The sequence below is a fragment of the Neorhizobium sp. DAR64872/K0K18 genome (genome assembly GCF_050500175.1).
Lineage (GTDB): Bacteria > Pseudomonadota > Alphaproteobacteria > Rhizobiales > Rhizobiaceae > Neorhizobium > Neorhizobium soli.
In genome coordinates this window covers 888,950-914,630 of record NZ_CP191446.1, presented here as the reverse complement: position 1 = coordinate 914,630, position 25,681 = coordinate 888,950, and the positions used below count along the sequence as shown (strand labels likewise).

Sequence of the window (25,681 nt, the reverse complement as noted above, 5' to 3'; positions counted from 1 at the left end):
AAGGACTGCCGATCCTCGTTGTTATACTGATGCTCTACTCGCTTGTTTAAAAGCAACCACAGGGCAGCAGGATGCAGGACCAGGCAAACCGTATCGCATACCTGGACGGATGGCGCGGCATCGCGATCCTGTTTGTGATCGCCGACCATTTCTCAGGCGGGCTTCTGCCCTTCGGTTCACTCGGCGTCGAACTCTTCTTCGTCTTGAGCGGACGGCTGATGGCCGATATTCTGCTCGTCCGCAAGACCGACATTCCGACCTTCTTCCAGCGTCGGTTCTCCCGCATCTATCCGGCGCTCCTGGTGTTTGCCACGGCGATGCTCGCCGTCTCCGTCGTCGGCGGGCTTGCTGGCGCGCCGCCGCATCTCCTGCTGGAGCCCTCCGCCTATCTCGCGGCGATCACCTTCACCACGAACTATTACGAGGCCTGGACCCACACGTCGTCGGTGCTGGGGCATGTCTGGTCGCTGTCGGTCGAGGAACACAGTTATGTTCTGCTCGCCCTTCTCGTCGTCATCGTCATCCGCAATGCGAGGGCTGCGGCTTTCGTCAGCCTGGCAATTGCCATCGCCGCAATGGCAAACGGTGCGATCCGAACCAGTCTCGCCGAACCGGGCGCCATGAGCGTGTACTGGCTGAGCGATGTGCGGATGGCCTCGATCTTTGCCTCGGTGGCGCTGTTCGTGCTCATCGACAAGGTTCGCGTCCCGGCTGCGGCTCCCATTGTCGCCGCCATCCTGGGCCTGTCGCTGTGGATCCTGCCGGCGCCGGATATGGCCCGCTATACGGTCGGGACGCTGCTTCTCGCCTTTGCCATCAACACGATCGATTTGGCGCCAAAGGCAGCGCTCGGCGCCCTGTCGTTCCAGCCGCTCGCCATGATCGGCATCTGGTCCTATTCGCTCTATCTGTGGAAGCAGCCCTTTTACAAGGTGGCAGAGATCGCTCCCTGGTGGGCGACGCCTATCCTTGTCGCCGCGATGTTTGTGGCAACGCTTGTGAGCTTCTACGGGGTGGAGCAGCCGGCCCGGAAATACATCAACGGCCTCAACCTGTTTCGCAGGCGCCAGGCCATAGCTGCGGTCTGACGTCGTCAGAGGATCGGCCGGTAATCGTCTGCTCCCCAACTGTGGCTGCGGCGGCGGGGATCCGGCCGCGGCGGATCGTAGTGCCGGCCGAGTGCGAGAAGCGCGGTGCGCAGCATCAGCTTGGCGGAGCGTGCCGGCCATTGCCGCTCCCGTTCGACCAGTTCGAGCCCTTTCGAAAAGCAGCAGACGTCGACGGCGACGCCCGACAGTTCCGGTCCCATCGCCTCCACGGCCGCACCAAACCGGCGTCGTGCGTCAAGGGCGCTGCCGGCCACATCCGCCTGTCCGCCGCGGCCGCCATCGGCACGGCTGGACAGGCGCGGCTCCCACGAGGCGGTGATCTTCGGCTGCAACTGGCCGCGGGTGAAATCGGCAAGCAGCCGCTCACCCGCCTCGACGGCGGCTGATGGCAGGAAGGCCGACCCGTCCCTTTCCTTCAGCCTTGCGACAGTGCCGAGCGGCGATTCGGCGAGATTGCGGCGGACCGTCTGGCGTGTGCCCTCCACCACCAACCCGACCCGTTCGATCTCGCCATGCTGAGCGGCAAACCCCTCTTCCTCCCGCTCCGCCACGGCCCGGCGCAGATAGGACATGGCCTCAGCCGACGCCGAAAGCCGGCCATCCTGCTGGACAGCAAGGCCGAGCGACACGGCCTGGTGCACGAGGTCGCGACCATGCGCCGTCTCGACATCCGAGATCGCGCCGTCGTTTTTCAAAAGCTGGCGCAGCAAGCGCACAAGACGCAGACGCTCTTTGCTCTTTTCATCCTTCATCGACCCGTCTCCTCTTTCAGCCTCAGCCCTCATCCGCTTCACCGAAGACGGAGGTGACCATCCGTTCGACGGCGGAAACGAAATCGTCAAAGGCCGGGTTGTCGCGACGGTCCTCGACCAGATGGCAGGCATGGGCGACGGTCGAGCGCTCCCGGCCGAAGCTTGCGGCGATGTCATCGACCGAGATCGACAGCGCCACGTGGCAGACATACATGGCGATCTGGCGGGAATGGTCGGCAAGCCTTCGGCGGTCGCGCCGGACCATGACCCGGTCTCCGAAGAGGAACACCATTTCCGAGACGAGCTGAAACACGATCAGGCATGTGGGTTTCGGCCTTCGACCGATTCGAAGCGTTACCCCGGAAGGCGTGGATGCGCCGGCGGCCATCCGTGCGGTGGAACGGCCGGAAACGCTGAGGTTGGGCGAAACGGGTATTGCCCCGGCGGACGGTTCGGCAGGCATGACAGCTCCTCCACTTATAGGAATTAATTCACATACGGTAGCGGAGGAAGAGAAGGATGGAAATACGAAATGCGCCCCAACGACCGCCATCTGAGCTAAGCATCAGGAATCTAATTATGATTTTTTTCCTATCTCTAGACAACAAAAAACCGGGCAGGCGCCCGGTTCTCTTGATTGGCAGTGTTACAACTGCCGTCTGTTAAAGGCTGATCAAGCCTTGGCGCGCTTGCGGCGCTGGCCGAGGCCCATTTCCTTTGCAAGACGCGAGCGGGCTTCCGCATAGGCGGGAGCGACCATCGGATAGTCGGACGGCAGGCCCCACTTTTCGCGGTATTCTTCCGGCGTCATGTTGTAATGGGTCATGAGGTGTCGCTTCAGCGACTTGAACTTCATGCCGTCTTCCAGGCAGATCAGGTAATCGTCCTCGATGGACTTCTTGATCGGGACCGGCGGCTTCGGCTTTTCAACCACGGCCACGACGGGCGTCGGCGATGCCGTGCCACTCAGTGCCGTATGAACGTCGGCAATCAGTCCTGAAAGGTCGCCGACCGGAACGACGTGGTTGCTCACATAGGCAGCCACGATATCTGCTGTCAGTTCCACCAGCAGGTCCGGGCCTTTGCCCAATGCGATTTCTGTCATTTTCGTCTCCTGTTCGTAATTCGCGGACGGTTGCGAGAGCCGACCAACACCCGCATCCTGCAGAACCACGATGGCATTCCACTGCCCGCACACTGTCCGAAGACTGAAACCTACCCCTAAGTCTCGCGCGCGAAGCCGATCATAAATACCACCGGACATTGTTTACTTCGGACAATTCCCGCATAGGCACACAATTCTGAGACGTATTGTGCGTTTTACACGAGAAATAATCCGCAAGAGAACAATTTCAGGGTTCTACTGCACCTGAATTAGCATCCGGACCCCCAAAATCCAACTGCGAAATCTAGTAATGCCGATCGAATTCTGATGGTAAAGCCGGTGGAAGACCTGATAACTGATAGTGTATCGAAAAAAGACGCCTTTATGACGGGCTTATAGCTCGAATTGCGGCCTCTATATTGATTCTTCGTGCGCTTTCATCTCATCGTGGAGCGAATGTTCGCTCATCGGATAGCCGGCGCGGCGGGCAGCGACGGCCAGAAGATGCGCCGAAACCGGGGCCGTCAGGACGAAGAACAGAAAGCCTGCAATTGCGCGGGCAAGGACCGGCAGATCCCCGGCATAGACCCCGACAGCGAGCAGCAGCAGACCCGAACCGACCGTGCCGGCCTTCGAGGCTGCGTGCATGCGGGTGTAGAGATCCGGCAGCCGGTTGATGCCGATTGCGGCAATCAGCGAAAAGCAGGCGCCGGCGAGGACGAGGACGGAGACGACAAGCGCGACGACGAGATCCATCAGCGTTTCCTCCTTTGCACGCGTGTCTTGCCGGATGTCGCTGGATCTTTCGCGGCATCGGTGACGCGCGGCATAATGAATCGGGCAAAGGCGACGGTCGACAGGAAGCCGACGAGGCCGAGCGCGATGGCAATATCGATATAGAGGTTGAAGCCGGTTCGGATGGCAATCAGCGCGATAAAGCCGATGACGATGCCGACCAGCATGTCGAGCGCAAGCACACGGTCCGGCAGCGTCGGCCCCGCCACCACCCGCCGGATGGTCAACAGGAACGCGACCGACAGGACCGCCATGGCAATCCAGGTGGAGACAGACAGGATCGTCGCGGCCAGGGACGGATCGGACACGGTCATTCGAATGCCTCCAGGATCTTGCGCTCGAAACCGTCAGCGATTTCCCGCTTGGTCGCGTCGATATCGGAGGCGTCAAGCGCGTGCACGAAGAGGAACTTGCGGTCGGCCGAGACATCCACCGACAGGGTGCCCGGCGTGAGCGTGATGAGGTTGGCAAGAAGCGTGATCTCGAAATCGCGGCTGACCGTCAATGGAAAGGCGAAAATTCCGGGTTTGACGTCGAGCCTCGGCCTCGTGACAAGGACCGCGACCTTCCAGGCCGACATCGCCAGTTCCCTGATAAACAGGACGAGGAGCGAGAGCATCCGGCCTATCCGCATCTTACGGCTGGCGCGGTCGATCTCGCCACGCACGACCCAGAGCGCGAGCGCTGCGACGGCAAAGCCGAACACGAGGTTGAGGATGGTGGCGCTGCCCGTGATCGCCACCCAGATGACGGCAAAGACGCAAGCGCGGATGAATGACGTCATCTTATGCCTCCCGACGGCAGGGCGTCCGGAAAGACCGAACGGATATAGGCGGACGGGCCGGCAAGTCCCTCGGCGGCCGATTGCGTCAGCGACAGGAGATGTTCCGGAAACAGGCCGAACCCGGCGGCCAGGAGAACAAGCGCGCCAAGCGGTAGCGAAAGACGCCAGTCGCCGCGAACTGCGGTCTGTCGCTCAAGGCCGGCTTCCGGTTCGAGCCCCTGCCGCCAGTAGGCGAGAAGCACGATCCGGCCAAGCGTGAGGGTGACGAGAAAGGAAGAGACGAGAATGGCGGCGGCAAGCCACCATGCGTTGATGTCCATCGCGGCTTTCAGAAGCATGATCTTCGGCCACAGACCCGACAGCGGCGGCAGGCCGGCGACGGCGAGGAACACGAGAAGCGACACCGCCGTGAAACCCGGCGACGACCGGTAGAGCCCGCCGAGCGTATGCAGCGACCAGCGGTTTGCTTGGTTTTCGTCCCCGGAAAGCAGGCTTGCGCGGCGGGCCGCCTCGCCGACCACGAGATAGAGCGCCGTCATCGCCACCATCGAATGCAGCGCATAAAAGATGGCGCCGGAAATGGCGGCCGGAGACCCGATCGCCACGCCCGCCAGCATGTTGCCGATGCCGGCGATGACAAGGTAGCCGGCAAGTTTGCGGATATCGCTCTGCGCCAGCGCACCCAGGGCACCCGTTATCAGGGTCAGAATGGCGAGTGTGGCGATGGCGGGGCTCAGCACCTCTCGCTCCACCGGCAGAAGCATGACCGTGACGCGGATCAGCGCGTAGATGCCGACCTTGGTGAGGAGCGCGCCGAACAGGGCAGACACCACGATGCGCGGCGTGTGATAGGAGGCGGGAAGCCAGAAGTTGAGCGGAAAGGCCGCCGCCTTCATGGCAAAGGCAAAGGTAAACAGCGCCGTCAGCGTGACGAGCGGTGCCGTGCCCGAGAGGTCGCCGGCCTTCAGCGCAATATCGGCCATGTTGAGCGTGCCGAACAGCGAATAGAGATACCCGACCGAGATCAGGAACAGCGTCGTGGCGATCAGGTTCAGGACCGCGTATTTGAGCGCGCCATCGATCTGTTCGGGTCGTGATCCCAGGATCAGAAGGCCGAACGAGGAAATCAGCAGGACCTCGAACCAGACATAGAGGTTGAAGATGTCGCCGGTGAGGAAGGCACCCGAGACGCCCGCCATCAGCAGCATCAGGAAGGGATAGAAACCGTAGCGTCGTCCGGAGCCATCGATATCCCTGAGCGCGAAGATGCCGGCGGCGAGTGCCACGAGCGAGGCCGTCAGTGCCATCGTGGCACCGAACAGATCGGCCGTGAAGGCGATGCCGAACGGTGGCAGCCAGCGGCCCATGACCATCGTCACCGGGCCGTTTTCGATCACCCGCAAAAGCAGGCTTCCATTGACGAGGACGAGCAGAAGCAGCGCTGCAATGGCGATCCCGCCGTGGAGGCGAACGGACTTGCGCACCATCAGGAGAATTGCGCCGGCGCCGATCATCAGCACGACGGGCAGGATCACCAGCCAGTCGCCGAGCGGCGGCGGGGTGAGGACCAGGGCGGCTGCGAGATCAACGGGGGATGTTGCGGGGGATGCCATCAAACGTCCTCAATATCCCATCGGCGGCGATGGTTCGTCGCGGGGTTCCGCCAGTCGCATCTCGTCGGAATTGTCGCTGCCGAGATCCTGAAAAGCGCGGTAGGTGAGCACGAGGAGAAAAGCGAAGAACGAAAACGAAATCACGATAGCCGTCAGGATCAGCGCCTGCGGCAGCGGGTTGGCGGCGGTATGGGACAGCGTGTCTGCGCCCGCCGGAATGATCGCCGGGACCGAACGCGTCAGGCCGCCTGCGGTAAACAGCAGCAGGTTGACGCCATTGCCGAGCAGCACGACGCCAAGGAGAATACGGACGGTGAATTTCGACAGCATGAGATAGATCGCGGCCGAAAAGAAGAGGCCGATCAGGATCGCGAGCGGCGTTTCCATCAGCGTTTTCCTCCCGATTTGCGGCGCTTCTTCTTCGTTACCGGATCTGGCGCGCCCTCTCTTGCGAACGCAGCCGTTTCGGCGCGCCGCGACGTCGTGCCGCGCAATGCCGGAGCGGGAAACTCAGGACCGGGTTCCTGTTCCAGCGCCAGCACGATCGAGGTGATGGCGCCGAGCACGACGAGGTAAACGCCGACATCGAAGGATATGACCGTCGACAGCGGAATGTCCGTGCCGAACAGGCTCGGCGTGATCCACAGCCCGGTCATGAAGGGCACGCCGGCAAAGATCGACACGAGGCCCGACAGCATGGCGATCAGTAGTCCTGCCCCGGCGATTGCCATCGGATGAAAGCGCAAGGCCCGGCGCACCGCACCGGTTCCGAACGCAATCCCGTAGATCGCCAGACCCGACACAGCGATCAGACCGCCGATAAATCCGCCGCCCGGCTCGTTATGGCCGCGCAACAGAACAAAGACCGAAAAGAGCAGCGTCAGTGCAGTGACGACCGGGGCGACGGTGCGAAGAATGATGGTGTTCATGGCAGGGCCACCTGTTCGAAGCTTTCTGTCACCCGCCGCTCGTTCCTGTGGTTCAGCCTTGCCGTATTCCTGTGGGCCAGCCGTCCAGCACGACTGCGCTCCGCCCTGCCAGCGCGACGTTGCTCCACACTCCCCTCATTCCTGTGCCTGTCACAGGAAGCCAGCGCACCCAAGTCCTTGGGTGCGGGAGAGGTGGTCGCGCGAGACGCGTCATTCACGGCGCGGACGCGCCGCGGCTGGGTTCCTGTGACAAGCACAGGAATGAGGGACGTTGGGGGAAGCGTCCGGGCTTTGATCATCGGTCTGGTCTCCCGGTCGATGGTTTGGCCTGCGGGGCTTTGGCCGCTGTCTTTCCAATGGGGATAGCTGTCGCCGTCCGTTTCGCGCCCCCTGCCCCAAGTTCGGTCTTCGTCCCGGCCCGGACCCGGACGAGCGCCAGAACCGCAAGCCCGGTGATCATGACGACGGCGATTTCGCCCAGCGTGTCAACGCCGCGGAAGTCGACGATGATGACGTTCACGACGTTGGCGCCGTGGGCGATGACCTTGGAATAGGCGTTGAAGAAATCCGTCAGCGCGTTGTCGAACGGCGTCTCCACGGATTTCAGCAGCAGCAGCGTAAAGCCGGTGCCGCAGGCGAGCGCTATCGTGCCGTCGAACAGGCGCTGGAGGAGCGGCCGGTGATCGGACGGCGTCAGACGGAGGCGCGTCATGACCAGCGCCAGGACGACGACCGAGAGCGTCTCGACCATGAACTGGGTGAACGACAGATCCGGCGCGCCAAACAGGAGGAAGAGAACGGCGATGGCAAAGCCCTGGATGCCGAGCGCGACGATTGCCGTCAGCCGGTCGGCCGCGCGCAGGACCGCCGCAACACCGATCACGGCAATGCCGAGAAACACCCATTCGTGCAGGGCAACGGTCTGCGGGAACGCCGGCATGGCAGGGAATTCGTTGAACAGGAAGGGCGGCACCAGCAGGGTAAGCGCCAAAAGGATGAAGGTGGCGGTGACATAGATTTCCAGCCGGCCGGGCTGGAGAATGCGGGTCAAGACGACTGACAGGCGTATCAGGCCTTGAACCGCATGGTCGAAACCGCGATCGGGCCCGGGACCGAGCGCATCGAACAGTCTTCGCATCAACCCGCGTGCCGTCTCCAACTGCCACAGGACCAGACCCGCAAGAATCAGGGTGAGGACCGAGAGGAGAAGCGGCAGACCGAGATGCGGCACGGTGGAGATGTCGATGACCGTGTTTTCATGCAGCACGGCGCTTGCCATGGGTGTTGAAAAATACTGGTGCGCGGTGCCCGAGAAAACGCCCGCTAAAAGTCCGAGCAGCGCGAGAACGACGGGGCCGAGCCACAGGCCCCATGGCCCTTCATGGACGGGCCCAAGATCCGGGCGGTTTGGACCGAGAAAAGGTTTGAAACCGATCGCCAGCGCCAGCGCTCCCATCAGCGCGTTGCCGATGACGGCGAGGCAGAGAAAGAAGATCGCTCGCGGATTGCCGTCGACGAGCGCCAGATAGATCTCTTCCTTGGCGAGAAATCCGAAGAACAGCGGCACCCCGGCCATGGAGAGGGCCGCAAGCGCTGCCGCTGCAAAGGTAACGGGCATCGCCTTGCGCAGGCCGCCGAGTTTCGAGATCTCGCGCGTGCCCGTCTCGTGGTCGATGGCGCCGGCCACCATGAACAGCGCGCCTTTGAACAGCGAATGGGCGATGAGATAAAGCACCGCAGCCTCGATCGCATGGTCGGAGCCGAACCCGGTCAGCATCACCATGAGGCCGAGCGAGGCCATCGTCGTGTAGGCGAGCATCATCTTGAGGTCGGTCTGCCTCAACCCGAGAAGCGCGCCGGAGATCAGCGTGATGCCGCCGAAGAAGGGAAGCAGGATTTCCCAGGCGGGCGTATCGCCGAGAACCGGCTGCAGCCGCATCAGGAGATAGACGCCGGCCTTTACCATGGTTGCCGAATGCAGATAGGCCGAGACGGGCGTCGGCGCCTGCATGGCGTTGGGCAGCCAGAAATGGAACGGAAACTGAGCCGATTTGGTAAAGCAGCCGGCGAGAACCAGAAGAAGGATGGCGAAATACTGCGGGCTGGCGCTGAGCGGCAGGCCCGAATGCAGAAGAAGCGACAGTTGGGTGATGCCGGTGACGTTCCAGAGAAGAACGAGGCCGGCCAGAAGCGCCAACCCGCCGCCGCCGGTGACGACCAGCGCCTGCAGCGCAGCCCTTCGTGCCTCTGCCCGGTCGTGATCGAAGCCGATCAGCAGGAAGGAGGCGATCGAGGTCAGTTCCCAATAGACGAACAGCATGAGAAAACTGTCGGAGACGACCAATCCCAGCATGGCACCCATGAAGAACAGGATGAAGGCGAGGAAGCGGCCCTGCTGTGGGTGGCCCTTCATGTAGGCGCCGGAATACAGCACGATCAGCGTGCCGATGCCGGTGATCAGCAGCGCGAAGGTGAGCGACAGGCCGTCGAGAAACCAGGAGAAGGACAGGTTGAAACTCGGCACCCAGACATAGCCGCCCGTGGCAGATTCTCCGGCGGCAATTTCCGGAAGGAAGCTCAGGAAATGCAGGCATGCCAAGGCGGGTGCAAGTGCGAGAACAAGCGCTGCGCAATGGCCCATCAGGCGCGAGAGCATCGGGGCAAGAAGTGCTGCAAGAAACGGCAGCATGAGTGCCGCGAAGGTCAATGCCGGCGTGGTGGCGGCCATGGTCCCCTCCCGTTGAGTATCCTCGCAAATCCCTGCCGAGCGGCAGCGCCCCACGGTTTCTAAGGGAAACCCGTCTGTCCCTCAAGCATTGACGGGCAAGAAACACGGCACCGTGACCTTTATCGACAGGCTGAACGCACCTATCTATGGCTTACAATGAAAGGATGGTTCAGATGTCCGACGTCATCACCAAGAAAGTCCAGAAGACAGATGCAGAATGGCGCGAAGAGCTGACGCCCGAGCAGTATCAGATCCTGCGCCAGGCGGGCACGGAGCGTCCCTTTACCGGGCCGTACTGGAACGCCAAGGATAAAGGCATCTACAGCTGCGCCGGTTGCGGCACGGATCTGTTCGTGTCGGATACCAAGTTCGACAGCGGCTGCGGCTGGCCGAGCTACTTTGAGGCTGTCAGCCCCGATGCGGTGACCGAACTGCGTGATACCACGCACGGCATGGTGCGCACCGAAGTCCGCTGCGCCACCTGCAACGGCCATCTCGGGCACGTCTTTCCAGACGGCCCACCGCCGACCGGCCTGCGCTACTGCATCAACGGCCACTCGATGAATTTCCGCCCGGCAGATTAGTCAGCGGGACGGATGTCACCAAAGTACCGACTTGAAATTGACAGCGGCCCCATCCGGGCCGCTGTTTTCGTTTGGCTTACCCCGGCAACTCGACCGTGAACGCAAATCGCGCGGTTTGCCCGGCGGGCAGCGTGACGGTGTAGGGACGCGATTCGAGATCGGCACTGGTCCCGTTCTGGGCGGCCGTTCCGTGCCAGGGCTCGATGCAGAGGAAAGGGCCGTTGAGCTTTTGCCAGAGCGCGAGGTTTGGCAGGTTGTCGAAGGAAAATTTCAGCTCCGGGCCGCCTTCCGCCGCATAGGTCAGGCCCGTTCCGGCGCCCTCTGCAAAGATCATCGCGTCTTCATCGAACATGTCGTGCGACAGCGTCAGCTTGCCGGACTTGAACGGCGAGGCAAGTGGCGTGGGGTCGATCAGCCCGCCGGACAGGCGCGTCATCGCCGGTTCGCCGCCGTTGTCGAGCGTGATCGTATGGGCGTGGCCTTCTCCACCCGGCAGCGGCCAGAGGAACGCGGTGTGGAAACCGAGGCCGAAGGGCATGGGCCGGTCGCTGCGATTTTCCACCTCCGCCGAAATCGTGAGTTTCGAACCGTCGACCGAATGGGTGACGGCGAGGCGGAAATCGAACGGGTAGACGCTGCGGGTGGTATCGGATGATGCAAGCTCGAAGCGGCAGCTGGTCTCGTCGGAGGCGGCGAGCGTGAAGGTCGAGCGGCGGGCAAAACCGTGCTGCGCCATCGGATAGGGTTTGCCTTCGATCATCACGATATCGGAGGGCGCCCTGCCGACGATCGGGAAAAGGATCGGCGAGCGGCCGGCCCAGAAGGCGGGATCACCGTTCCAGAGAAAGTTGCGGCCATCCGCCGTCTTCAGCGACTGCATTTCCGCACCGAGGGGGGAGATTTCAACGGAGATACGATCGTTGGCGATGCGGGTCACGGTATCATCTGATGCAGCGGACATGCGGCTCTCCTGGCAAATTTTAGGCTTGAGGCGCAGGATTGCCTGCCCTGCGCGTCGGTTAGATGACGATCAGACGGTTTCCGGGGGAATCGCATATTGATCGTCGCTGACAGCCTCCATCCAGTCGGCGGTCTTGCCGTCGAGCGCTTCCCCGATGGCAATATGGGTCATGGCCGTCTGCGACGATGCGCCGTGCCAGTGCTTTTCGCCCGGCGGAAACCAGACGACGTCACCGGCGCGGATTACCCGGACCGGGCCGCCCCAGGTCTGGGTGAGGCCGGAACCCGAGGTAACAACCAGCGTCTGGCCGAGCGGATGGGTGTGCCAGTTGGTGCGGGCGCCGGGTTCGAACGTGACCGATGCTGCAACGACGCGGGCCGGCGCTGGCGCCGTATTCAGCGGATCGAGGCGGACTGTGCCGGTGAAATACTCTGCCGGCTGCTTCTTGGAGGCCTGCGAGCCAACACGCTTGATATCCATGGAAAAGATCCCTCGTCGTCATGCGATTGATGCGAATGCGATGTCAGCCAGCATATAGGCCGTTCGGACGGAAGTGCCATGAGAAAGCGAAGGGCGTCAGCCCGCGACCCTGAGCTCCATGCAGGCGAGATCGAGCCAGCGGCCGAACTTGATGCCTACTTCGGAAAACGTGCCGGTCAGGCGGAAACCGAGCCTTTCGTGCAGGCGGATGGAGGCGGCGTTGCCCGCTTCGACGCAGGCGATCATCACATGAATGCCATTCGACGCGGCGCGGGTGATCAGCTCGCGCATCAGCAGACGGCCGATGCCCTCGCCGCGGGCCTCGCGGTGCACATAGACGGAATGTTCCACCGTGTGCCTGAAACCCTCGAAGGCGCGCCAGTCGCCGTAGGATGCGTAGCCTTTGACGACCCCGTCCTCGTCGGCGACCAGAACCGGAAATCCCCTCGCCCGGCGTGCCGCAAACCAGTCGCGACGGTTGGCGAGATCGACCAGCGTCTCGTTCCAGATCGCCGTCGTATTGGCGACGGCGTCGTTATAGATCTCGAGGATCGCCGGCAGGTCGGCTTCGGTGGCATCGCGGATCAAAGGGGGCACTGGCTATCGTCCATTATAGTGATTGCCCGTCCACTTTATCAGACGGCCGCAGTGTGTAAAGCGGGCTGGCGTCTTGTGGACACGATCGGTCAGGCGCTGGCCGACAGGCTGAAGCAGGTCATGACTGCACTGTAGTGGACGGCAGCCGCCGCGACGACGAAAGAGTGCCAGATGGCATTCTGGAAGCGCAGTCTTTCCCACACGTGGAAGATGACGCCGAGCGAATAGATCAGGCCGCCTATAACGATCAGCAATGCGGAGATCGGCGGCAGGTAGGCCGAGACAGGTTCGGCAACCATCAACCCGCTCCAGCCCATGGCAAGATAGAGGAGGATGGTCAGCCGGTCGAACCGGCCGGGGAAAAAGCATTTGATCAGAATGCCGAAAATCGCTGTGGCCCAGATCGCGATCAGCATCCCGAAGATCCACGGGTCGGAGGCGCCGCGCTGGAGGAATGGCGTATAGGTGGCGGCGATCAGGATGAAGATCGCCGAATGGTCGAACCGCCGCAGCAGCCATTTGGTGGGCGAGTGCGGCCATATGTTGTATGTAAACGAGATCGACAGGCAGAGGATCAGCCCGATCCCGTAAATCCAGGCGGCAACGATTTCGCCATGGCTCGACCACATGGTGGCGTAAAAGATCAGGGCCGTGGCACCGATCAGGGCGAAGACCAGTCCGATGCCATGGACAATCCCATCCGCGACGATCTCGTGAAAATCGTAGTTTCTGCCAAATTTGAAGAGATCGCTCATTACCCACCTTCCATACCGGTCCCAAGAATGGGGCCGAGCGGAAAGCTTGGCAAGACTGCGCGATTCACAATAAATTTCCGATGGTTTCAACTCTTGGTCATGAGCCGAAAACTGTGGCCGCACGAGCCGGTTCCGGATGGTGTGGGAACGGCGGCAATCAAGCCTGCACGGCTAGAGGCGGCCGCCCGAGCGTCAATAAATCGAGAACAATCTATCGCCGAACTGCTCACTATCGTGAACGATCGAGGGCGCGCATAATTGTGGAAAGATTGCGCATGGCGCGTCGTCATTTCGATCCCGTTGAAAGCTAGAGGACAGATCATGACAGAACAGCAGCAGCCGTTTGCACTCAGCCGCCCGCTGCATGTCGGGCGGGCGCATCTGGTGGTCAACGATCTTGCTCGCGTCTCCGGTTTCTACCAGACAATCATCGGGCTTTCGGTGCTTGAAAAGACGCCGAGCGGTGAGGTTCTGGGCGTCGCCGGCGTGCCGCTTCTGACGCTGACGACGGGCGGCAACGTGGCCCGCGCGCCGCGCAATGCGGCCGGCCTCTTTCACACGGCCTTTCTGGTGCCGGGCCGCCTTGAGCTTGCCCAATGGCTGGCCCATGCAGCGCATAACAATATCCAGCTCGAAGGCGCATCGGATCATCTGGTGAGCGAGGCGCTCTATCTTTCCGATCCCGAAGGCAACGGCATCGAGATCTACCGCGATCGCACACCTACGGAATGGACCTACCATCAGGACGGCACCGTGGCGATGGCGACCGACCGGCTGAACCTTCAGGAGCTTTATAACAGTGCGCCCCAGGCGGCATTTGCCGGAATGGCTGAGGGTACTGCGCTCGGTCATATCCATCTTCAGGTCGGCGACATTCCGCTGGCGGACGCCTTTTACCGCGACGTGCTGGGCCTGAAGATCATGGCGCGGTATCCCGGTGCGAGCTTTTTCGCGACCGGCGACTACCATCACCATATCGCTGCCAACGTTTGGAACAGCCGCGGCGCGACGACCCGGCTTGAAAACATGACCGGGCTTTCCGATTACACCGTGAAGTTCAACGATCAGTCGGCCTTGGCGAACGCGCTTTCCGCACTGGAAAAGCACGAAATCGCGACAACCAAAACCGTCGAGGGCTGGGCTCTCAGAGACCCGTGGGGCATCGGCCTGACGCTTGCTGCGTAACGCGCGCTGAATTCCTGATCGTTGCTATCGTAAACCTGAGCAGTATTCCGGAACCGGAACACTGTTTTTGCGTTGATCGCGACAACGAGGACATCAGACAATTCATGGCCATGACGAGCACGCGCGCAGCCAATCCTAAAAAACGGCTGATCGACTTTGCCGCCAACCGGTCTGCGCATCGCAAGGATGCCGTCATTTCCGGCCTGGAGAGCGAAGACGCCGATGAGAGCCTCGTGCTGGGGCGCGAGGCGCTGGAAGTCGCCAAGGCCTGGGCGGTGATCGGCATCTTTGCGATCGTTTTCTTCGCCATCGTCCACATGATGTCGCTGGTGCTTATCCCTGTCACGCTTGCCGTCGTCGTCGGACTGATTCTCGGTCTGGTCGCGGATAAGCTTGGCCGCCTGGGCGTACCCAAATTCGGCATTGCGATCATCCTCTCAAGCGCTGTGTTCGCCGCGGTCTTTCTGGTCGTCAACGCGCTGGCCGAACCGTTTGCGATGATGATCCAGGAAGGTCCGAGCTTTCTGCAACGCATGATCGACCGGATGATGCCATTTCTGCAGCGCCAGGAATGGCTGAACATCTCGCCGGCCACGTTCGAAACCGGGCCGATGTCGATGCAGGCGCTGTTGGAGAATTCCGGCAACATCCTCAGCGTCGTTACCGCCAATCTGACGCCGGCCGTCGTGCAGGGCATGATCTTCTTTGCGGCGCTGCTTCTGTTTCTCTACGGCAGGCTCCGACTTCGCCGTACCCTCATCCTCGCCTTCCCGCGGCGTCACCAGAGGCTGATTGCGATCCGTGTGCTGAACGCAATCGATCAGGTTCTCGGCTATTATTTTGCGACTGCGAGCGTGCTCTATCTCGGTCTCGGCGTCGTGATGATCGCAATCGCCTATTTCGGCGGCCTCAGCATGCCGCTTCTCTGGGGTCTGTTCGCATTCCTGTCGAGCTTCATCCCGTTTCTCGGGATCACGATCATGACCCTCGCTGTTGCAGCAGGTGGCATCATCACGCATGACACCCTTCTCCTTGGACTGCTGCCCGCGATCGTGTTCTTCTCGGTGCACTTGCTGATGGAAAACCTGATCTTCCCCGCGATCATGGGCCGGCAATGGGAGATCAATCCCTTTGTCGTGTTCGTCGCCATCCTGTTCTGGACATGGATGTGGGGTGCCGTTGGCGCCATGCTGGCGCTGCCCCTGTCGCTGATCATGATGACCGTACTGTCGGAACTGTTTCCAGAAAAGAAGACCGTTCCGCATCTGCCGGGCTAAAGCCCGGCGATGTCAGCGACCCGTCAGTCGTAAAGGTAGTACTTGTCCCATTCCTCGCGCGGTATCTTGGACCCGACCTTGTAGTCGAAGGCGGTGACGCTGAGCCCTTCAGCGTTGGTCTCGCACTTGAATTTCAGCTTGAACCAGTCACCGCCGCTGCGGAACGCTGCGCCGGTTGCCTTAAGGCCGTTGTCGTTCCCGACCGGGTCTGAAAACGTGTAGGCGATCACCTTGTCGGGGCGGAAATCGCCTTCCTTGCGCAGGCGATCCATCGCCTCGAGATCGCAGCGCTGTTCGACTCTTTCTTCCGGTGCAAGGGCGTTCAGCTGGCGAACAATGCGGCCGTCGAGCGCGTGGGCAGGCAGGGTGGAGGCGGCGCAAATCAGGAGAGCGCCTGTCATGGATGCCCGGGCGGGCAGCAGTATCGTCATGGAATCCTATCCAAAGTGACTCGGATGGGGCGGAAACTAGAAGACGGATTCGTCGTTGACCACCTACCAGAGCGGGAATTATCTTGGCGCGTATTCTTTAGGTGGATAGGGCCGGAATCGGTATCATGCTTGGAGGACTGAACAGATGACGGCCGAACTGGCGATGGTATTCCTGATGAGTGGCATTGGGCTATAATTGGTCGTCGCCTTCATATTCTGGCAGCAGCACCGTGACCTCGCACCTCTCGCCAAGTCCCGCGAGCCTGAGAAGAAGTAGGCTCACGCGGCTTGCCCGCTTGCCTCATGGTCCGGCCGCCCCTATCTCTGGCACTCCTTTCATGACTTCGGAGTGCTTCCTTGGCCCCCTCCCCGAAAATGCCGTTCGAAAATCTGCCCACGCCTCCGGTTGCGGCCAAGAAGCCGGTGACGGATACCCGTCATGGCATTACCCGCACCGACGACTATGCCTGGTTCCGGGCCGACAACTGGCAGCAGATGTTCAAGGATCCGTCGATCCTCGATCCTGAGATCCGCACCCATCTGGAGGGCGAGAACGCCTATATGGAAGCGGCAATGGGCGACACGGCCGTATTGCAGAAGACGCTGTTTGCCGAAATGCGCGGTCGCATCAAGGAAGACGATTCCTCCGTGCCGATGAAGGACGGGCCGTTTGCCTACGGATCGCTGTTCGTGACCGGCGGCGAGCAGCCGAAGTATTTCCGCACCCCGCGCGACGGCGGCGATCAGACGATCCTGCTTGACGGCGACAAGGAAGCGACGGGTAAGGACTATTTCCGTCTGGCCGGTATCGACCATGCGACGGATCATTCCAAGGGCATCTGGGGTTACGACGACAAGGGTTCGGAATATTTCACCCTGCGGGTGCGCGATCTTTCGACCGGCGAGGACATGTCAGACCTCCTGGAAAACACCGCCGGTGGCGGCGTCTGGGCGCCTGATGGCAAGAGCTTCTTCTATACGCTGCAGGACGAGAACCATCGTCCCTCCAAGGTCTTCCACCACATTCTCGGCACGCCGCAGACGGACGACCGGCTGGTGTTTGAGGAAAAGGATCCGGGCTTTTTCATGGGCGTCGGCGGATCGCTGCTGGACGACGTGATCTATCTCGATATCCATGATCACGAGACCTCGGAATACCGCCTCATCCCGACCTCGGACCTGACCGCCGAGCCGAAGCTGGTGGCGGCGCGCGAAGAGGGCATCGAGTATTCGATGACCGAAGGCGGCGATGTCTTCTACATCCTGACCAATGACGGCGATGCCAAGGACTTCAAGATCGTCGAGGCGCCGTTTGCGGCACCGGGGAAGGAAAACTGGAAAGAGATCGTACCGCACGAGCCCGGCCGGCTGATCATTTCGCACATGGCCTATGAGCAACACCTGATCTGGCTGCAGCGCAACCAGGGTCTGCCGGAGATCATCATCCGCGACCGCCGGACCGGCGAGGAACATTCGATCGCGTTTGCCGAGGAAGCCTATTCGCTGGGGCTTTCCGGCGCTGCGGAATATGACAGCACCGTCATCCGCTTTTCCTATTCGTCGATGACGACGCCGACCCAGCTCTACGACTACGATATGGTGAGCCGGACGCGCACGCTTTTGAAGACGCAGGAGATCCCCTCCGGCCACAATGCCGCAGATTACGTGACCCGCCGCGTGATGGCTCCGTCCCATGACGGCGAGCTGGTGCCGGTGTCGCTGCTTTACCGCAAGGACACGCCGCTTGATGGCACGGCGCCTTGCCTGCTCTACGGCTACGGCGCCTATGGGATGACCATCCCCGCATCGTTCTCCACCAACAACCTGTCTCTCGCAGATCGCGGCTTCATCTATGCCATCGCCCATATCCGCGGCGGCAAGGACAAGGGGTTTGCCTGGTACGAAGACGGCAAGATGGAAGCCAAGGAAAACACGTTCAAGGATTTCATCGCCGCTGCCGACCACCTCGTGGCCGAGGGCTTCACGTCCTATGAGAACATCATTGCCGAGGGAGGTTCGGCCGGCGGTATGCTGATGGGCGCGATCGCCAACATGGCGCCGGAAAAGTTCGCGGGCATTATCGCGGCCGTTCCGTTCGTCGATGTGCTCAACACCATGCTCGACGATACGCTGCCGCTGACGCCGCCGGAATGGCCGGAATGGGGCAACCCGATCGAGAGCCTGGAAGAGTACCAGTGGATCGCCGCCTACTCGCCTTATGACAACGTGGGTGCAAAACCCTATCCGCCGATCCTTGCGATTTCCGGCCTCACCGATCCACGCGTGACCTACTGGGAACCGACCAAGTGGGTGGCGAAGCTTCGCGAGTTCTCGACCGGCTCGGCGCCGATCCTGCTCAAGACCAACATGGCTGCCGGCCATGGCGGAAAGTCGGGGCGTTTCCAGCGCCTGGAAGAGATCGCCTTCGAATATGCATTCGCGATCAAGGTGGCCGGGAAAGCCTGACCGGGCGGATCGCGCAGAATCGATCATCTCTAATGACAATCGCCGCAGTGCCTCGATCGGTGCTGCGGCTTTTTTTGTGTGAAAACAGTTTTGGATATGCGGAAACGCGCATATGCCTTGGCGGCGCTCGATTTTCCCGTCAGATCGCTGATTTTTCGACAGAAATCGCGGCGGCGCGAATAAGTCCCATGCGCGCTGTCAAGCCCCAAAACCGGCCGGAAATCTCCCGGCACAAGCTTCGCGCAAGCTTCAGGCGTTAACTCTTACTTAACCCAAGCGAGATCGAGGCGGTGCCATGAAGATCGATAGTGGCCTCAGCGGCTACAACTACCCCCAGCGGGCGGTCGACATCGATCGCAAGCAGGACGAAACCCAGCAGCGCGACACACCTGCGTCTACCCGTTCCAGCGGTTCGCTGACCGGCAGCAGCACACTGTTTGCAAGCTCGCTGGTGAGCGCCCTGTGGGCCCTCGATGCCGGCGACGACAGCGCTTCGACCTTTGCCACCAGCGGCGCGACCGCTCCCGTGCAGCAGGCCTGGGTTCAGGACATCTACCAGGAATTCTCCTGATCAACGTCTGATCGATCATGGCCCGTCACCGCGGTGACAATCCCCGTTCAGGGTTAACATTCCCTGAAGGCGCCCTTCAAGCCAACATGGTGATCCTTGTACCTGTGGTAAATGCGTCCTATCTCAACCTCGAGACATTAGAGGTTTGAGCCTGCCATGCTATCGATCGGCGATCTTTCCAAAAGAACCGGCGTCAAGGTGCCAACCATCCGCTATTACGAGCAGATGGGATTGCTGGCCGCCGCCACGCGATCTGAAGGGAACCAGCGGCGCTACGAGCGCAGCGATCTCGATCGGCTGGCCTTCATCCGCCACGCCCGCGATCTCGGCCTCGACATATCCGCGATCCGTGAGCTGATCGCGCTCGGTTCGCATCCGCAACAGCCCTGCGGCGATATCGACCGGATCGCAGCGGAGCATCTTTCCGGCGTGCGCGAAAAGATCGCCAAGCTGAAGAAGCTCGAAGAGGAACTCGAGCGCATCGTTTCCCATTGTGACGGCAACCATGCGATCAAGGACTGTTACGTGATCCGGTCACTCTCGGATCACGGGCTCTGCGAGGGGGAGCATTGAGGGGTTAGAGGCGTCAGTCGCGTCAGGCTGCGGCTGCGATATCGAACTCCAGATGGATGCGGTCGTAAGGAAACACGACGCCGCCGGGCGCCTTTTCGATGACGCCTGCGTTCAGAAGCGTGGTGACATCTCCATGCACGCCCTTGAAGTCGCGACCCACCCGCCGGGCAACCTCGCGGATCGTCATCGGCGCCTGCGCCGTCAGGACCTGCACGATCTCCAGTCTTTTGGGCGCCAGCACGCGGTGAAGCGTGTCCCAGGTGGGGAACGACAGGATATGCTCTGCCTGAAAAGCTGGATCTGATTCAGCCCCCTTGACCGCAGCGAGAACCGCGCTGAGCGAACTGTCAAAATTCTGGATCTTCACTTTAAGGGTTGTCATCGAGCCATCCTTCTACATCCGACCGAAAATCCACAAGCAAGGTTTCGACGCTTTCGAACAGATACGCCTCCTCCTGCGAATGGACGTGTCTATGGTCACCCTTCCCCGCTTCATTGTCGTAGCGCAGGACGCATTCCCCGGACGCCACGAGAGCCATGCGATATTTGAAATGGTGCACACTTCCCCGCAAAGGTGAAGGGACGCTCCAGATCACGATCTCTGCGAAGACGTCCTCCCGCAGATAACTCCGCGTCCTGCTGATCAGAGTCGCCTTGGCCATGGAGTTCGCCTTCCGGGTTGATGGAATATACACCATCACCCGCAGCGAACAAGAACCTGTCGACCCGCTTGACAAGCAATTTATTCCGGCGCAGAAAGTTGTCATGATGATTACGTGCACCACCACCGCCGCAACGTATTTTTGGGCCTACCTGTAAAGGGCGGCTCGACAGTTCATCATGTCAACAAGCCGCCGTCAGGCGGCTTGGTTGTTTCTAAGGGCACCTGACGGCACGACGAGACCGAAAAGGAATGCCGGAATGCCCCCGATTTCGATCGAAGACAGCGAGATCTCACTACCGCGCCCGGCCGTGGTGACGATCCGCGCCGCCAAACGCCATGATCTGCCGCAGTTGAAAGAGATGATCGCAGCCCTTGCCGCGCATCACAACGATCTGGCCGACATTACCCCGGAAATGCTGGAACGCGACCTGTTCGGCGACCTGCCCTGGATCACCGCACTGGTTGCTGACGCGGGCGACGCCCTGATCGGCTACGCCATTCTGGTGCCGCTCTACCGCGCGCAGCAGGGAAGCCGCGGCATGGACTTGCACCACCTGTTCGTGCGCGACGGTCACCGTGGCCACGGCATCGGCCAGCATCTCGTCTCGCGCGCCCGCGACATGGCCCGCAATGCAGGCTGCGGCTATCTCTCGGTCAGCGCCGCCACCGGCAACTTTGCCGCCCACAAGTTCTACGAACAGATGGATTTCAAGCCACGCCCGGTGACGGGCATGCGGTATATGCAGACGTTGGTGTGAGGCTGGGACACGGCAATACCGTCCGAATGAGCGGGACAGACCATACTGTCAGTGCAGCGCAACCACGTTATTCCGACGCGGGATCGATCGCGCTGACCACACGAGCGACGATGTCATCCATCGTCGCCTCGTCCAATGTCTCGATGTATTTCGCGGTCTTGGCCAGTATTCTGGCCGGTATATCGAAGCTGCGAACCTGATTACAGACGGCGATCCCCGTCGTATCGTGGCCGGTGACAACGACGGCCAGACCGACGTCCCGGGTCAAGGCGCCACCGGTGGTGATCGGCACCGTCATGCTGACTCCCAATGCGTTGATCGCCCGCGGGGTGATCACGACGAACCGATGCCTGTTCTTCATTTCCCGGCCCGCGACAGGGTTGGGATCGATCCAGAAAACATCACCGCGATTGGGTACGTTGCTGCGGACCATCATGAAATCTCGTGGCCGACGGGGTCTCCCTCCATCGCCCAGGCCATGTCCGCATTCAGGCTGGAGACGACCTCGCCGCCTTCGAGCAACTCGCTAAGCTTATAGCGCCGCGGGGTCTTTCTGATCGGCTTTACGACGAGTTCACCGTCGTGCATTTCAAGCGACAGCTGATCGCCGACCTGCAGTTCCATCGTCTTGAGAATGGCAGGCGGAATTGTCACGACGGCTGCCCCGCCCTGCCGCCTGATCTTGGTAATAACGGTCATGGCTTACCTCGTTTGTGCTATAAATATAGCACAACAACGTCGTGCGGCAAGCACCCCGCCCTCACCTTGCCGGCACCGCCTTGAGATAGGCGGCGATGGCCTGCAGGTCGCTTTTCGGCAGATGCGCGATGTTCTTCTGAACCTCCACCATGGATCCGCCGACGCTGTCGAAATCGGGGGTGAAGCCGGTCGAGAGGTACTCGGTTATTTCGTCCTCGCTCCAGGCGCCGATGTCCTTGGAGCCGGGGGTGATGTTGGGAATGCTGCCCTGCCCTTCCGGGTTGGGGCCGCCGGCCAGCCATTGTCCTTTTTCGAAGCCGCCGAGCGCGTTGCGGGGCGTGTGGCACTCGCCGCAGTGGCCGGGACCTTCGACGAGGAACTGGCCGCGTTTGACCTTGTCGTCGGCTGAGGCGAGTTCGACGCGTGGGCCGTCGTCGAAATAGAGGAGTTTCCAGCCGCCGACCGCGAGCCGCTGGTTGAAGGGAAAGCCCAGTTCGTGTGGCGGCGCGACATTGCTGCTGGGCGGCAGGGTCTTCATGTAGCCGTAGAGGTCGTTGACGTCGGCTGCCGACAGGCGCGCGTAGGAGCCGTAGGGAAAGGACGGGTAGAGATGCTCGCCACCCGGGCCGACGCCCCGTGTCATCGCATCGCCGAATTGCGCAAGCGTCCAGGAACCGATGCCGGCTTTGGGATCCGGCGAGATGTTGGGGACGTGGAAGGTGCCGAACGGGCTTTTGAGCGCCAGTCCGCCGGACAGGATCTTTGCGGCGTCGCCTTCTGCACCTTCTGCGGCGTGACAACCGGCACAGCCGCCCGCCCAGAACAGTTGCTCGCCCTTGGCAAGATCGGGCTGACCGACGCCGGCCCAGTAGCTCGCGTCATGCGGCTGGGGCTTTGTCAGCGCCCAGGCGGCAACGGCACCGGCGGCGACAACGACCACGCCGATGCCCAACACTTTTGCCCATCTTACGGCCATCGCCCGATCCTTCTCCGACATTGATGCGGAACGGAACGGCTGCCTTTGCGACAGCCGTTCAAGCATGCAGGCGTGCGCTACTTCTTCAGGCGGTAGGTCTCGTGGCAGGAGCCGCAATTGGCGCCGAGCGTCCCAACAGCTTTCTGGACGCCTGCGGCATCGGTCGGCATCGAAGCAAGGATCATATCGGCATCGGAGGCAAGCTTGTTCGCTTTGGCGCGGAAATCGGCTTCGTTCTTCCAGATCGCCGGCGATGCTTCCGAATTGGCTTCGGATCCGACAGGGAACTGGTCCGGGAAGGCCTTCATATTGGTGCTGATCGTGGTCAGCGCTGTCTTGATGGCATCGGCGTCGTAGGGTTTGTCGCCTTTGGCGATGTTGCGCATGGCTGCCGTGGAGGCGGCCACCTGCTTCATCATCTGTTCGCGCTTCTCGACCACCGCATCCTGCGCAAGGACAGCGGTGAAGCCGAGACAGAGTGCCGCGGTCGTCATGGCGATAGTTCTGAATTTCATTTCCGGCTCCGATCCCTAAAACGATGTGATGTCTGCGTCTCACATCATCAACGCATTCGCGTAATGATGATGGCAAGCTTACATGACCGAAAGAAGTCACGATTTCGTAATTTAGCGCTCGATTCTAGAAGCCGTCAAACCCAATGCAAAGTCATGTTTTTCAAGCGCTTCAGATCGATCGCGCGTTGGCGGACAGCGTCGCCTGACGATCGCCAGGCTGGATCAGACATCGGGTGATCAGAAACGCAAACACCCGGCGCCTTGCGGCACCGGGTGTCTGGTAAATCAGCAATTGATTGCGCTTACTTGGACGCGGCTTCGTAGCGTTCCAGCACGTAATCCCAGTTGATCAGGCTATCGACGAACGCCTCGAGATACTTCGGGCGGGCGTTGCGATAGTCGATGTAATAGGAATGTTCCCAGACGTCGACGCCGAGGATCGGCTCTGCGCCGTGGACCAGCGGGTTTTCGCCGTTCGGGGTCTTGGAGATGACAAGCTTGCCATCCTTCACCGAAAGCCAGGCCCAGCCGGAGCCGAACTGCGTGGTGCCGGCTGCAATGAAATCAGCCTTGAACTTGTCGTAGCCGCCGAGATCGGATGCGATCGCGGTTTCGAGCTTGCCCGGCAGCTTGTTTCCGCCGCCGTCCTTCTTCATCCACTTCCAGAAATGGACGTGGTTGTAATGCTGGGCAGCATTGTTAAAGAGGCCCTGGTTGGTGCCAAAGGACTTCTTGACGACATCCTCGACCGTCAGGTCAGCCATGCCGGCTTCTGCCGCCAGCTTGTTGCCGTTGTCGACATAGGCCTTGTGGTGCTTGTCGTGGTGGTATTCCAGCGTTTCCTTCGACATGAAGGGTGCAAGGGCTTCGTAATCGTATGGAAGTTCGGGAAGTTCGAAAGCCATTGGTATACTCCTTTTGGCAAACACCGTGGGTGAAGGTGGTGTTGGAACATAGGAGCGCGATGGGGAAGAGGCAACGGTGAACCTTCCAAAAACAACCGCTCAATCGACAAGAAATTGCTGAATTTTCCAAGCATTAGCGAGAGGAATCAATCGCTTTCGCACCGAATGCAGAAACCGGAGAAAATTGACGATGAAAAACTTTGTGGCACCGATCCTCCTCGTTTGCGCAACCAGCGCCGTGACGGCCCAGGCCGCTTCCGACGATGCGTGGACGACGTTTCAGGCTGACGTCGGCAAGGCCTGCGTGGCGGCTTCGAAAGACCTGATCGAGAACGGAAGGGCCGTGGTCGATCCGTTCGGAAGCCAGTCCTATGGGCTTGCGGTCGTCACCGGCAAAGCCAAAGGCGCCAAGGTCAGGATCAGCACGATCTGCGCCTACGACAAGAAGACCAAAAAGGCCGAAGTGGGTGGCGAGATCTCCGCCGACATGCTGAGGGCAAAACCTGGCAAGTAACATCCGCGACCGCGCGGGCGGCAGCGTTTGGGAACTTTTCCACCACGGCAGACTTTTCCGGGCATGAAACACTGCCGGGAGGGCTGCCGTGTTTGATTTCTTGACCTTCGACTTTCTGACGTCCGATTTCGTGATCTTCGTGGCAATCGGCTTTTTCGCGCAGATCATCGATGGCGCGCTCGGCATGGCTTTCGGCGTTCTCGCCACCACTAGTCTGCTTGCTTTCGGCGTGCCGCCGGCAGTCGCCAGCGCCATGACGCATGTGACCGAGTGTTTCACGACGGCTGCATCAGGCGCCTCGCATCTCTACCATCGCAACGTCGACTGGCGGCTGGTCAAAAGACTGGCGCCGGCCGGCATGATCGGCGGCGCGATCGGCGCCTATCTCCTGTCCAGTATCGACGGCAAGGCGATCGAGCCGTTCGTCTCGGTCTATCTGATGCTGGTCGGATGTTACATTCTCTACAAGGCCTTCCGCCCGGCCTTCAGGCGCGACATGCATGACCGGATCGTGCCCTATGTGGGCGGTGCGGGCGGCGTGCTCGATGCCATGGGCGGCGGCGGATGGGGGCCGATCGTCACCAGTTCGCTTCTCGGCCGCGGCCATGAACCAAAGAAGGTGATCGGCTCCACGAACCTCACCGAATTTGCGGTAACGACGGTGATCTCGGCGACCTTCATCGCCACGCTCGGCTGGTCCGAACTGTCGTCGGCGCTCGGCCTCATCCTCGGCGGCGTGCTGGCGGCCCCGTTCGGAGCGCTGATCGTCAAGCGACTGCCGACCAAACCGCTGATGGTCGCCGTTTCACTGATCATCATCGGTACGGCTGCGGTGCGGATCATCTGAGGGCTGATGCTCTCTAACCTTCCAGCCCATCGCAACATCCCACATCCGCTGCCCTGCACCTGTCCCTTTGGCGGCTGGCGCGCTAGATAACGGGTATCGCGGTTTCCT

At 61.1% G+C, this 25,681-nt stretch carries 32 protein-coding genes and 1 pseudogene; 11 read left to right on the top strand and 22 right to left on the bottom strand.

All coding sequences use genetic code 11. The features are described from left to right. The first annotated feature begins 71 nt into the window (after window positions 1-71). Entirely contained in the window at window positions 72-1,088 is a 1,017-nt protein-coding gene (locus ACQY1P_RS09755; RefSeq protein WP_430256300.1) for an acyltransferase family protein, read from the top strand. A 5-nt stretch (window positions 1,089-1,093) separates the two neighbouring features. Here ACQY1P_RS09755 and ACQY1P_RS09750 read toward each other — a convergent pair whose 3' ends face one another. The 10 genes and pseudogenes from ACQY1P_RS09750 to ACQY1P_RS09705 form a co-directional block, all read right to left on the bottom strand. Beyond that, on the bottom strand, window positions 1,094-1,861 hold the full coding sequence (locus ACQY1P_RS09750) for a DUF6456 domain-containing protein (protein ID WP_430256298.1): 768 nt from the start codon (window positions 1,859-1,861) through the stop codon (window positions 1,094-1,096). 22 nt (window positions 1,862-1,883) lie between these two features. After that, window positions 1,884-2,324 (bottom strand): helix-turn-helix domain-containing protein, encoded by a 441-nt coding sequence (locus tag ACQY1P_RS09745; RefSeq protein ID WP_430256296.1) that lies wholly within the window; start codon window positions 2,322-2,324, stop codon window positions 1,884-1,886. 210 nt (window positions 2,325-2,534) lie between these two features. Beyond that, window positions 2,535-2,966 carry a MucR family transcriptional regulator gene (locus ACQY1P_RS09740; RefSeq protein WP_062453483.1) on the bottom strand — a complete coding sequence of 144 codons (432 nt, stop codon included), beginning with the start codon at window positions 2,964-2,966 and terminating at the stop codon, window positions 2,535-2,537. Window positions 2,967-3,380: 414 nt separating this feature from the next. Then, a complete protein-coding gene (gene mnhG / locus ACQY1P_RS09735; RefSeq protein WP_175487268.1) occupies window positions 3,381-3,725 on the bottom strand; it encodes a monovalent cation/H(+) antiporter subunit G in 345 nt (114 codons plus the stop codon). Next, window positions 3,722-4,015, bottom strand: a complete 294-nt coding sequence (locus ACQY1P_RS09730; RefSeq protein ID WP_425503217.1) for a cation:proton antiporter — start codon at window positions 4,013-4,015, stop codon at window positions 3,722-3,724. Before ACQY1P_RS09730 ends, mnhG begins: the two co-directional genes overlap by 4 nt. 56 nt (window positions 4,016-4,071) lie before the next feature. Next, window positions 4,072-4,545: a Na+/H+ antiporter subunit E gene (locus ACQY1P_RS09725; RefSeq protein WP_062453485.1), complete on the bottom strand. Its 474-nt coding sequence runs from the start codon at window positions 4,543-4,545 to the stop codon at window positions 4,072-4,074. After that, window positions 4,542-6,158, bottom strand: coding sequence for a Na+/H+ antiporter subunit D (locus ACQY1P_RS09720; protein ID WP_430256294.1), 1,617 nt, complete (start codon window positions 6,156-6,158; stop codon window positions 4,542-4,544). The genes ACQY1P_RS09725 and ACQY1P_RS09720 overlap by 4 nt, the downstream gene beginning before the upstream one ends. Window positions 6,159-6,167: 9 nt before the next feature. After that, window positions 6,168-6,545: a Na+/H+ antiporter subunit C gene (locus ACQY1P_RS09715; protein WP_062453487.1), complete on the bottom strand. Its 378-nt coding sequence runs from the start codon at window positions 6,543-6,545 to the stop codon at window positions 6,168-6,170. A 134-nt stretch (window positions 6,546-6,679) separates the two neighbouring features. Beyond that, window positions 6,680-7,087 (bottom strand): annotated as a pseudogene (locus tag ACQY1P_RS09710) (Na+/H+ antiporter subunit B); the annotation flags it as partial. 295 nt (window positions 7,088-7,382) lie between these two features. Continuing rightward, window positions 7,383-9,815 carry a putative monovalent cation/H+ antiporter subunit A gene (locus tag ACQY1P_RS09705; protein ID WP_430256292.1) on the bottom strand — a complete coding sequence of 811 codons (2,433 nt, stop codon included), beginning with the start codon at window positions 9,813-9,815 and terminating at the stop codon, window positions 7,383-7,385. 173 nt (window positions 9,816-9,988) lie between these two features. Here ACQY1P_RS09705 and msrB point away from each other — a divergent pair, with 173 nt between their 5' ends. Beyond that, the gene (gene msrB / locus ACQY1P_RS09700) at window positions 9,989-10,399 is read left to right on the top strand and encodes a peptide-methionine (R)-S-oxide reductase MsrB (RefSeq protein ID WP_062454782.1); all 411 of its coding nucleotides are present in this window, start codon (window positions 9,989-9,991) and stop codon (window positions 10,397-10,399) included. Window positions 10,400-10,475: 76 nt separating this feature from the next. Here the strand turns inward: msrB and ACQY1P_RS09695 are convergent, their stop codons facing one another. The 4 genes from ACQY1P_RS09695 to trhA all read right to left on the bottom strand — a co-directional run bounded on the left by ACQY1P_RS09695 (window position 10,476) and on the right by trhA (window position 13,192). Continuing rightward, entirely contained in the window at window positions 10,476-11,360 is an 885-nt protein-coding gene (locus tag ACQY1P_RS09695; protein ID WP_430256290.1) for an aldose 1-epimerase family protein, read from the bottom strand. A 69-nt stretch (window positions 11,361-11,429) separates the two neighbouring features. Further along, on the bottom strand, window positions 11,430-11,840 hold the full coding sequence (locus tag ACQY1P_RS09690) for a (R)-mandelonitrile lyase (RefSeq protein WP_062580205.1): 411 nt from the start codon (window positions 11,838-11,840) through the stop codon (window positions 11,430-11,432). Between the two features lie 96 nt (window positions 11,841-11,936). Next, on the bottom strand, window positions 11,937-12,437 hold the full coding sequence (locus ACQY1P_RS09685; RefSeq protein ID WP_062453490.1) for a GNAT family N-acetyltransferase: 501 nt from the start codon (window positions 12,435-12,437) through the stop codon (window positions 11,937-11,939). Between the two features lie 89 nt (window positions 12,438-12,526). Further along, window positions 12,527-13,192, bottom strand: coding sequence for a PAQR family membrane homeostasis protein TrhA (gene trhA / locus ACQY1P_RS09680; RefSeq protein WP_062453491.1), 666 nt, complete (start codon window positions 13,190-13,192; stop codon window positions 12,527-12,529). A 321-nt stretch (window positions 13,193-13,513) separates the two neighbouring features. Between trhA and ACQY1P_RS09675 the strand changes: the two genes are divergently transcribed. Next, window positions 13,514-14,377: a VOC family protein gene (locus ACQY1P_RS09675; RefSeq protein ID WP_430256288.1), complete on the top strand. Its 864-nt coding sequence runs from the start codon at window positions 13,514-13,516 to the stop codon at window positions 14,375-14,377. Between the two features lie 104 nt (window positions 14,378-14,481). Next, complete coding sequence (locus tag ACQY1P_RS09670; RefSeq protein WP_174195839.1) at window positions 14,482-15,654, top strand: AI-2E family transporter; 1,173 nt, start codon at window positions 14,482-14,484, stop codon at window positions 15,652-15,654. Between the two features lie 23 nt (window positions 15,655-15,677). Here the strand turns inward: ACQY1P_RS09670 and ACQY1P_RS09665 are convergent, their stop codons facing one another. Next, on the bottom strand, window positions 15,678-16,085 hold the full coding sequence (locus ACQY1P_RS09665; protein WP_082471859.1) for a DUF930 domain-containing protein: 408 nt from the start codon (window positions 16,083-16,085) through the stop codon (window positions 15,678-15,680). Between the two features lie 375 nt (window positions 16,086-16,460). Between ACQY1P_RS09665 and ACQY1P_RS09660 the strand changes: the two genes are divergently transcribed. From ACQY1P_RS09660 to ACQY1P_RS09650, 3 genes are all read left to right on the top strand, one after another. Further along, on the top strand, window positions 16,461-18,551 hold the full coding sequence (locus ACQY1P_RS09660; protein WP_325261971.1) for a S9 family peptidase: 2,091 nt from the start codon (window positions 16,461-16,463) through the stop codon (window positions 18,549-18,551). Window positions 18,552-18,846: 295 nt separating this feature from the next. After that, on the top strand, window positions 18,847-19,122 hold the full coding sequence (locus ACQY1P_RS09655) for a hypothetical protein (protein ID WP_062579631.1): 276 nt from the start codon (window positions 18,847-18,849) through the stop codon (window positions 19,120-19,122). A gap of 156 nt (window positions 19,123-19,278) precedes the next feature. Continuing rightward, window positions 19,279-19,695, top strand: a complete 417-nt coding sequence (locus tag ACQY1P_RS09650) for a MerR family transcriptional regulator (protein ID WP_062453496.1) — start codon at window positions 19,279-19,281, stop codon at window positions 19,693-19,695. A gap of 22 nt (window positions 19,696-19,717) precedes the next feature. On the opposite strand, the gene ACQY1P_RS09645 is transcribed toward ACQY1P_RS09650, so the two are convergent. Together ACQY1P_RS09645 and ACQY1P_RS09640 are read right to left on the bottom strand one after the other, a co-directional pair. Further along, a complete protein-coding gene (locus ACQY1P_RS09645; RefSeq protein WP_325261435.1) occupies window positions 19,718-20,077 on the bottom strand; it encodes a transcriptional regulator in 360 nt (119 codons plus the stop codon). Beyond that, complete coding sequence (locus ACQY1P_RS09640; RefSeq protein ID WP_209900207.1) at window positions 20,064-20,357, bottom strand: toxin-antitoxin system TumE family protein; 294 nt, start codon at window positions 20,355-20,357, stop codon at window positions 20,064-20,066. The genes ACQY1P_RS09645 and ACQY1P_RS09640 overlap by 14 nt, the downstream gene beginning before the upstream one ends. Between ACQY1P_RS09640 and ACQY1P_RS09635 the strand changes: the two genes are divergently transcribed. Both ACQY1P_RS09635 and ACQY1P_RS09630 read left to right on the top strand, forming a co-directional pair. Beyond that, window positions 20,350-20,514, top strand: a complete 165-nt coding sequence (locus ACQY1P_RS09635) for a hypothetical protein (RefSeq protein WP_325262001.1) — start codon at window positions 20,350-20,352, stop codon at window positions 20,512-20,514. The two genes, ACQY1P_RS09640 and ACQY1P_RS09635, sit on opposite strands and share 8 nt — an antisense overlap. A 21-nt stretch (window positions 20,515-20,535) precedes the next feature. Continuing rightward, entirely contained in the window at window positions 20,536-21,117 is a 582-nt protein-coding gene (locus tag ACQY1P_RS09630) for an N-acetyltransferase family protein (protein WP_430256285.1), read from the top strand. A gap of 67 nt (window positions 21,118-21,184) precedes the next feature. Here ACQY1P_RS09630 and ACQY1P_RS09625 read toward each other — a convergent pair whose 3' ends face one another. The 5 genes from ACQY1P_RS09625 to ACQY1P_RS09605 form a co-directional block, all read right to left on the bottom strand. Beyond that, the gene (locus ACQY1P_RS09625; RefSeq protein ID WP_113165201.1) at window positions 21,185-21,553 is read right to left on the bottom strand and encodes a type II toxin-antitoxin system PemK/MazF family toxin; all 369 of its coding nucleotides are present in this window, start codon (window positions 21,551-21,553) and stop codon (window positions 21,185-21,187) included. Further along, window positions 21,550-21,816 carry an AbrB/MazE/SpoVT family DNA-binding domain-containing protein gene (locus ACQY1P_RS09620; RefSeq protein ID WP_062579626.1) on the bottom strand — a complete coding sequence of 89 codons (267 nt, stop codon included), beginning with the start codon at window positions 21,814-21,816 and terminating at the stop codon, window positions 21,550-21,552. The genes ACQY1P_RS09625 and ACQY1P_RS09620 overlap by 4 nt, the downstream gene beginning before the upstream one ends. Window positions 21,817-21,877: 61 nt before the next feature. Beyond that, complete coding sequence (locus tag ACQY1P_RS09615; protein WP_430256283.1) at window positions 21,878-22,792, bottom strand: c-type cytochrome; 915 nt, start codon at window positions 22,790-22,792, stop codon at window positions 21,878-21,880. A gap of 77 nt (window positions 22,793-22,869) precedes the next feature. Next, a complete protein-coding gene (locus ACQY1P_RS09610) occupies window positions 22,870-23,307 on the bottom strand; it encodes a c-type cytochrome (RefSeq protein WP_062579617.1) in 438 nt (145 codons plus the stop codon). Window positions 23,308-23,609: 302 nt separating this feature from the next. Next, a complete protein-coding gene (locus ACQY1P_RS09605) occupies window positions 23,610-24,212 on the bottom strand; it encodes a superoxide dismutase (protein ID WP_192076603.1) in 603 nt (200 codons plus the stop codon). Between the two features lie 190 nt (window positions 24,213-24,402). Between ACQY1P_RS09605 and ACQY1P_RS09600 the strand changes: the two genes are divergently transcribed. Further along, complete coding sequence (locus ACQY1P_RS09600) at window positions 24,403-24,726, top strand: hypothetical protein (RefSeq protein WP_113165203.1); 324 nt, start codon at window positions 24,403-24,405, stop codon at window positions 24,724-24,726. Window positions 24,727-24,841: 115 nt separating this feature from the next. Beyond that, window positions 24,842-25,573, top strand: coding sequence for a sulfite exporter TauE/SafE family protein (locus ACQY1P_RS09595; RefSeq protein WP_430256686.1), 732 nt, complete (start codon window positions 24,842-24,844; stop codon window positions 25,571-25,573). The last annotated feature ends 108 nt before the right edge of the window (window positions 25,574-25,681 follow it).

Coding starts and splice junctions, on each gene's coding strand:
- ACQY1P_RS09695 (WP_430256290.1), bottom strand. CDS start 11,360: ATGTCCGCTGCATCAGATGATACCGTGACCCGCATCGCCAACGATCGT.
- msrB (WP_062454782.1), top strand. CDS start 9,989: ATGTCCGACGTCATCACCAAGAAAGTCCAGAAGACAGATGCAGAATGG.
- ACQY1P_RS09750 (WP_430256298.1), bottom strand. CDS start 1,861: ATGAAGGATGAAAAGAGCAAAGAGCGTCTGCGTCTTGTGCGCTTGCTG.
- ACQY1P_RS09745 (WP_430256296.1), bottom strand. CDS start 2,324: ATGCCTGCCGAACCGTCCGCCGGGGCAATACCCGTTTCGCCCAACCTC.
- ACQY1P_RS09625 (WP_113165201.1), bottom strand. CDS start 21,553: ATGATGGTCCGCAGCAACGTACCCAATCGCGGTGATGTTTTCTGGATC.
- ACQY1P_RS09640 (WP_209900207.1), bottom strand. CDS start 20,357: ATGGCCAAGGCGACTCTGATCAGCAGGACGCGGAGTTATCTGCGGGAG.
- ACQY1P_RS09650 (WP_062453496.1), top strand. CDS start 19,279: ATGCTATCGATCGGCGATCTTTCCAAAAGAACCGGCGTCAAGGTGCCA.
- ACQY1P_RS09670 (WP_174195839.1), top strand. CDS start 14,482: ATGGCCATGACGAGCACGCGCGCAGCCAATCCTAAAAAACGGCTGATC.
- ACQY1P_RS09655 (WP_062579631.1), top strand. CDS start 18,847: ATGAAGATCGATAGTGGCCTCAGCGGCTACAACTACCCCCAGCGGGCG.
- ACQY1P_RS09715 (WP_062453487.1), bottom strand. CDS start 6,545: ATGGAAACGCCGCTCGCGATCCTGATCGGCCTCTTCTTTTCGGCCGCG.
- trhA (WP_062453491.1), bottom strand. CDS start 13,192: ATGAGCGATCTCTTCAAATTTGGCAGAAACTACGATTTTCACGAGATC.
- ACQY1P_RS09600 (WP_113165203.1), top strand. CDS start 24,403: ATGAAAAACTTTGTGGCACCGATCCTCCTCGTTTGCGCAACCAGCGCC.
- ACQY1P_RS09740 (WP_062453483.1), bottom strand. CDS start 2,966: ATGACAGAAATCGCATTGGGCAAAGGCCCGGACCTGCTGGTGGAACTG.
- ACQY1P_RS09725 (WP_062453485.1), bottom strand. CDS start 4,545: ATGACGTCATTCATCCGCGCTTGCGTCTTTGCCGTCATCTGGGTGGCG.
- ACQY1P_RS09705 (WP_430256292.1), bottom strand. CDS start 9,815: ATGGCCGCCACCACGCCGGCATTGACCTTCGCGGCACTCATGCTGCCG.
- ACQY1P_RS09615 (WP_430256283.1), bottom strand. CDS start 22,792: ATGGCCGTAAGATGGGCAAAAGTGTTGGGCATCGGCGTGGTCGTTGTC.
- ACQY1P_RS09755 (WP_430256300.1), top strand. CDS start 72: ATGCAGGACCAGGCAAACCGTATCGCATACCTGGACGGATGGCGCGGC.
- ACQY1P_RS09730 (WP_425503217.1), bottom strand. CDS start 4,015: ATGGCGGTCCTGTCGGTCGCGTTCCTGTTGACCATCCGGCGGGTGGTG.
- ACQY1P_RS09690 (WP_062580205.1), bottom strand. CDS start 11,840: ATGGATATCAAGCGTGTTGGCTCGCAGGCCTCCAAGAAGCAGCCGGCA.
- ACQY1P_RS09665 (WP_082471859.1), bottom strand. CDS start 16,085: ATGACGATACTGCTGCCCGCCCGGGCATCCATGACAGGCGCTCTCCTG.
- ACQY1P_RS09610 (WP_062579617.1), bottom strand. CDS start 23,307: ATGAAATTCAGAACTATCGCCATGACGACCGCGGCACTCTGTCTCGGC.
- ACQY1P_RS09605 (WP_192076603.1), bottom strand. CDS start 24,212: ATGGCTTTCGAACTTCCCGAACTTCCATACGATTACGAAGCCCTTGCA.
- ACQY1P_RS09620 (WP_062579626.1), bottom strand. CDS start 21,816: ATGACCGTTATTACCAAGATCAGGCGGCAGGGCGGGGCAGCCGTCGTG.
- ACQY1P_RS09645 (WP_325261435.1), bottom strand. CDS start 20,077: ATGACAACCCTTAAAGTGAAGATCCAGAATTTTGACAGTTCGCTCAGC.
- ACQY1P_RS09630 (WP_430256285.1), top strand. CDS start 20,536: ATGTCAACAAGCCGCCGTCAGGCGGCTTGGTTGTTTCTAAGGGCACCT.
- ACQY1P_RS09660 (WP_325261971.1), top strand. CDS start 16,461: ATGCCGTTCGAAAATCTGCCCACGCCTCCGGTTGCGGCCAAGAAGCCG.
- ACQY1P_RS09720 (WP_430256294.1), bottom strand. CDS start 6,158: ATGGCATCCCCCGCAACATCCCCCGTTGATCTCGCAGCCGCCCTGGTC.
- ACQY1P_RS09675 (WP_430256288.1), top strand. CDS start 13,514: ATGACAGAACAGCAGCAGCCGTTTGCACTCAGCCGCCCGCTGCATGTC.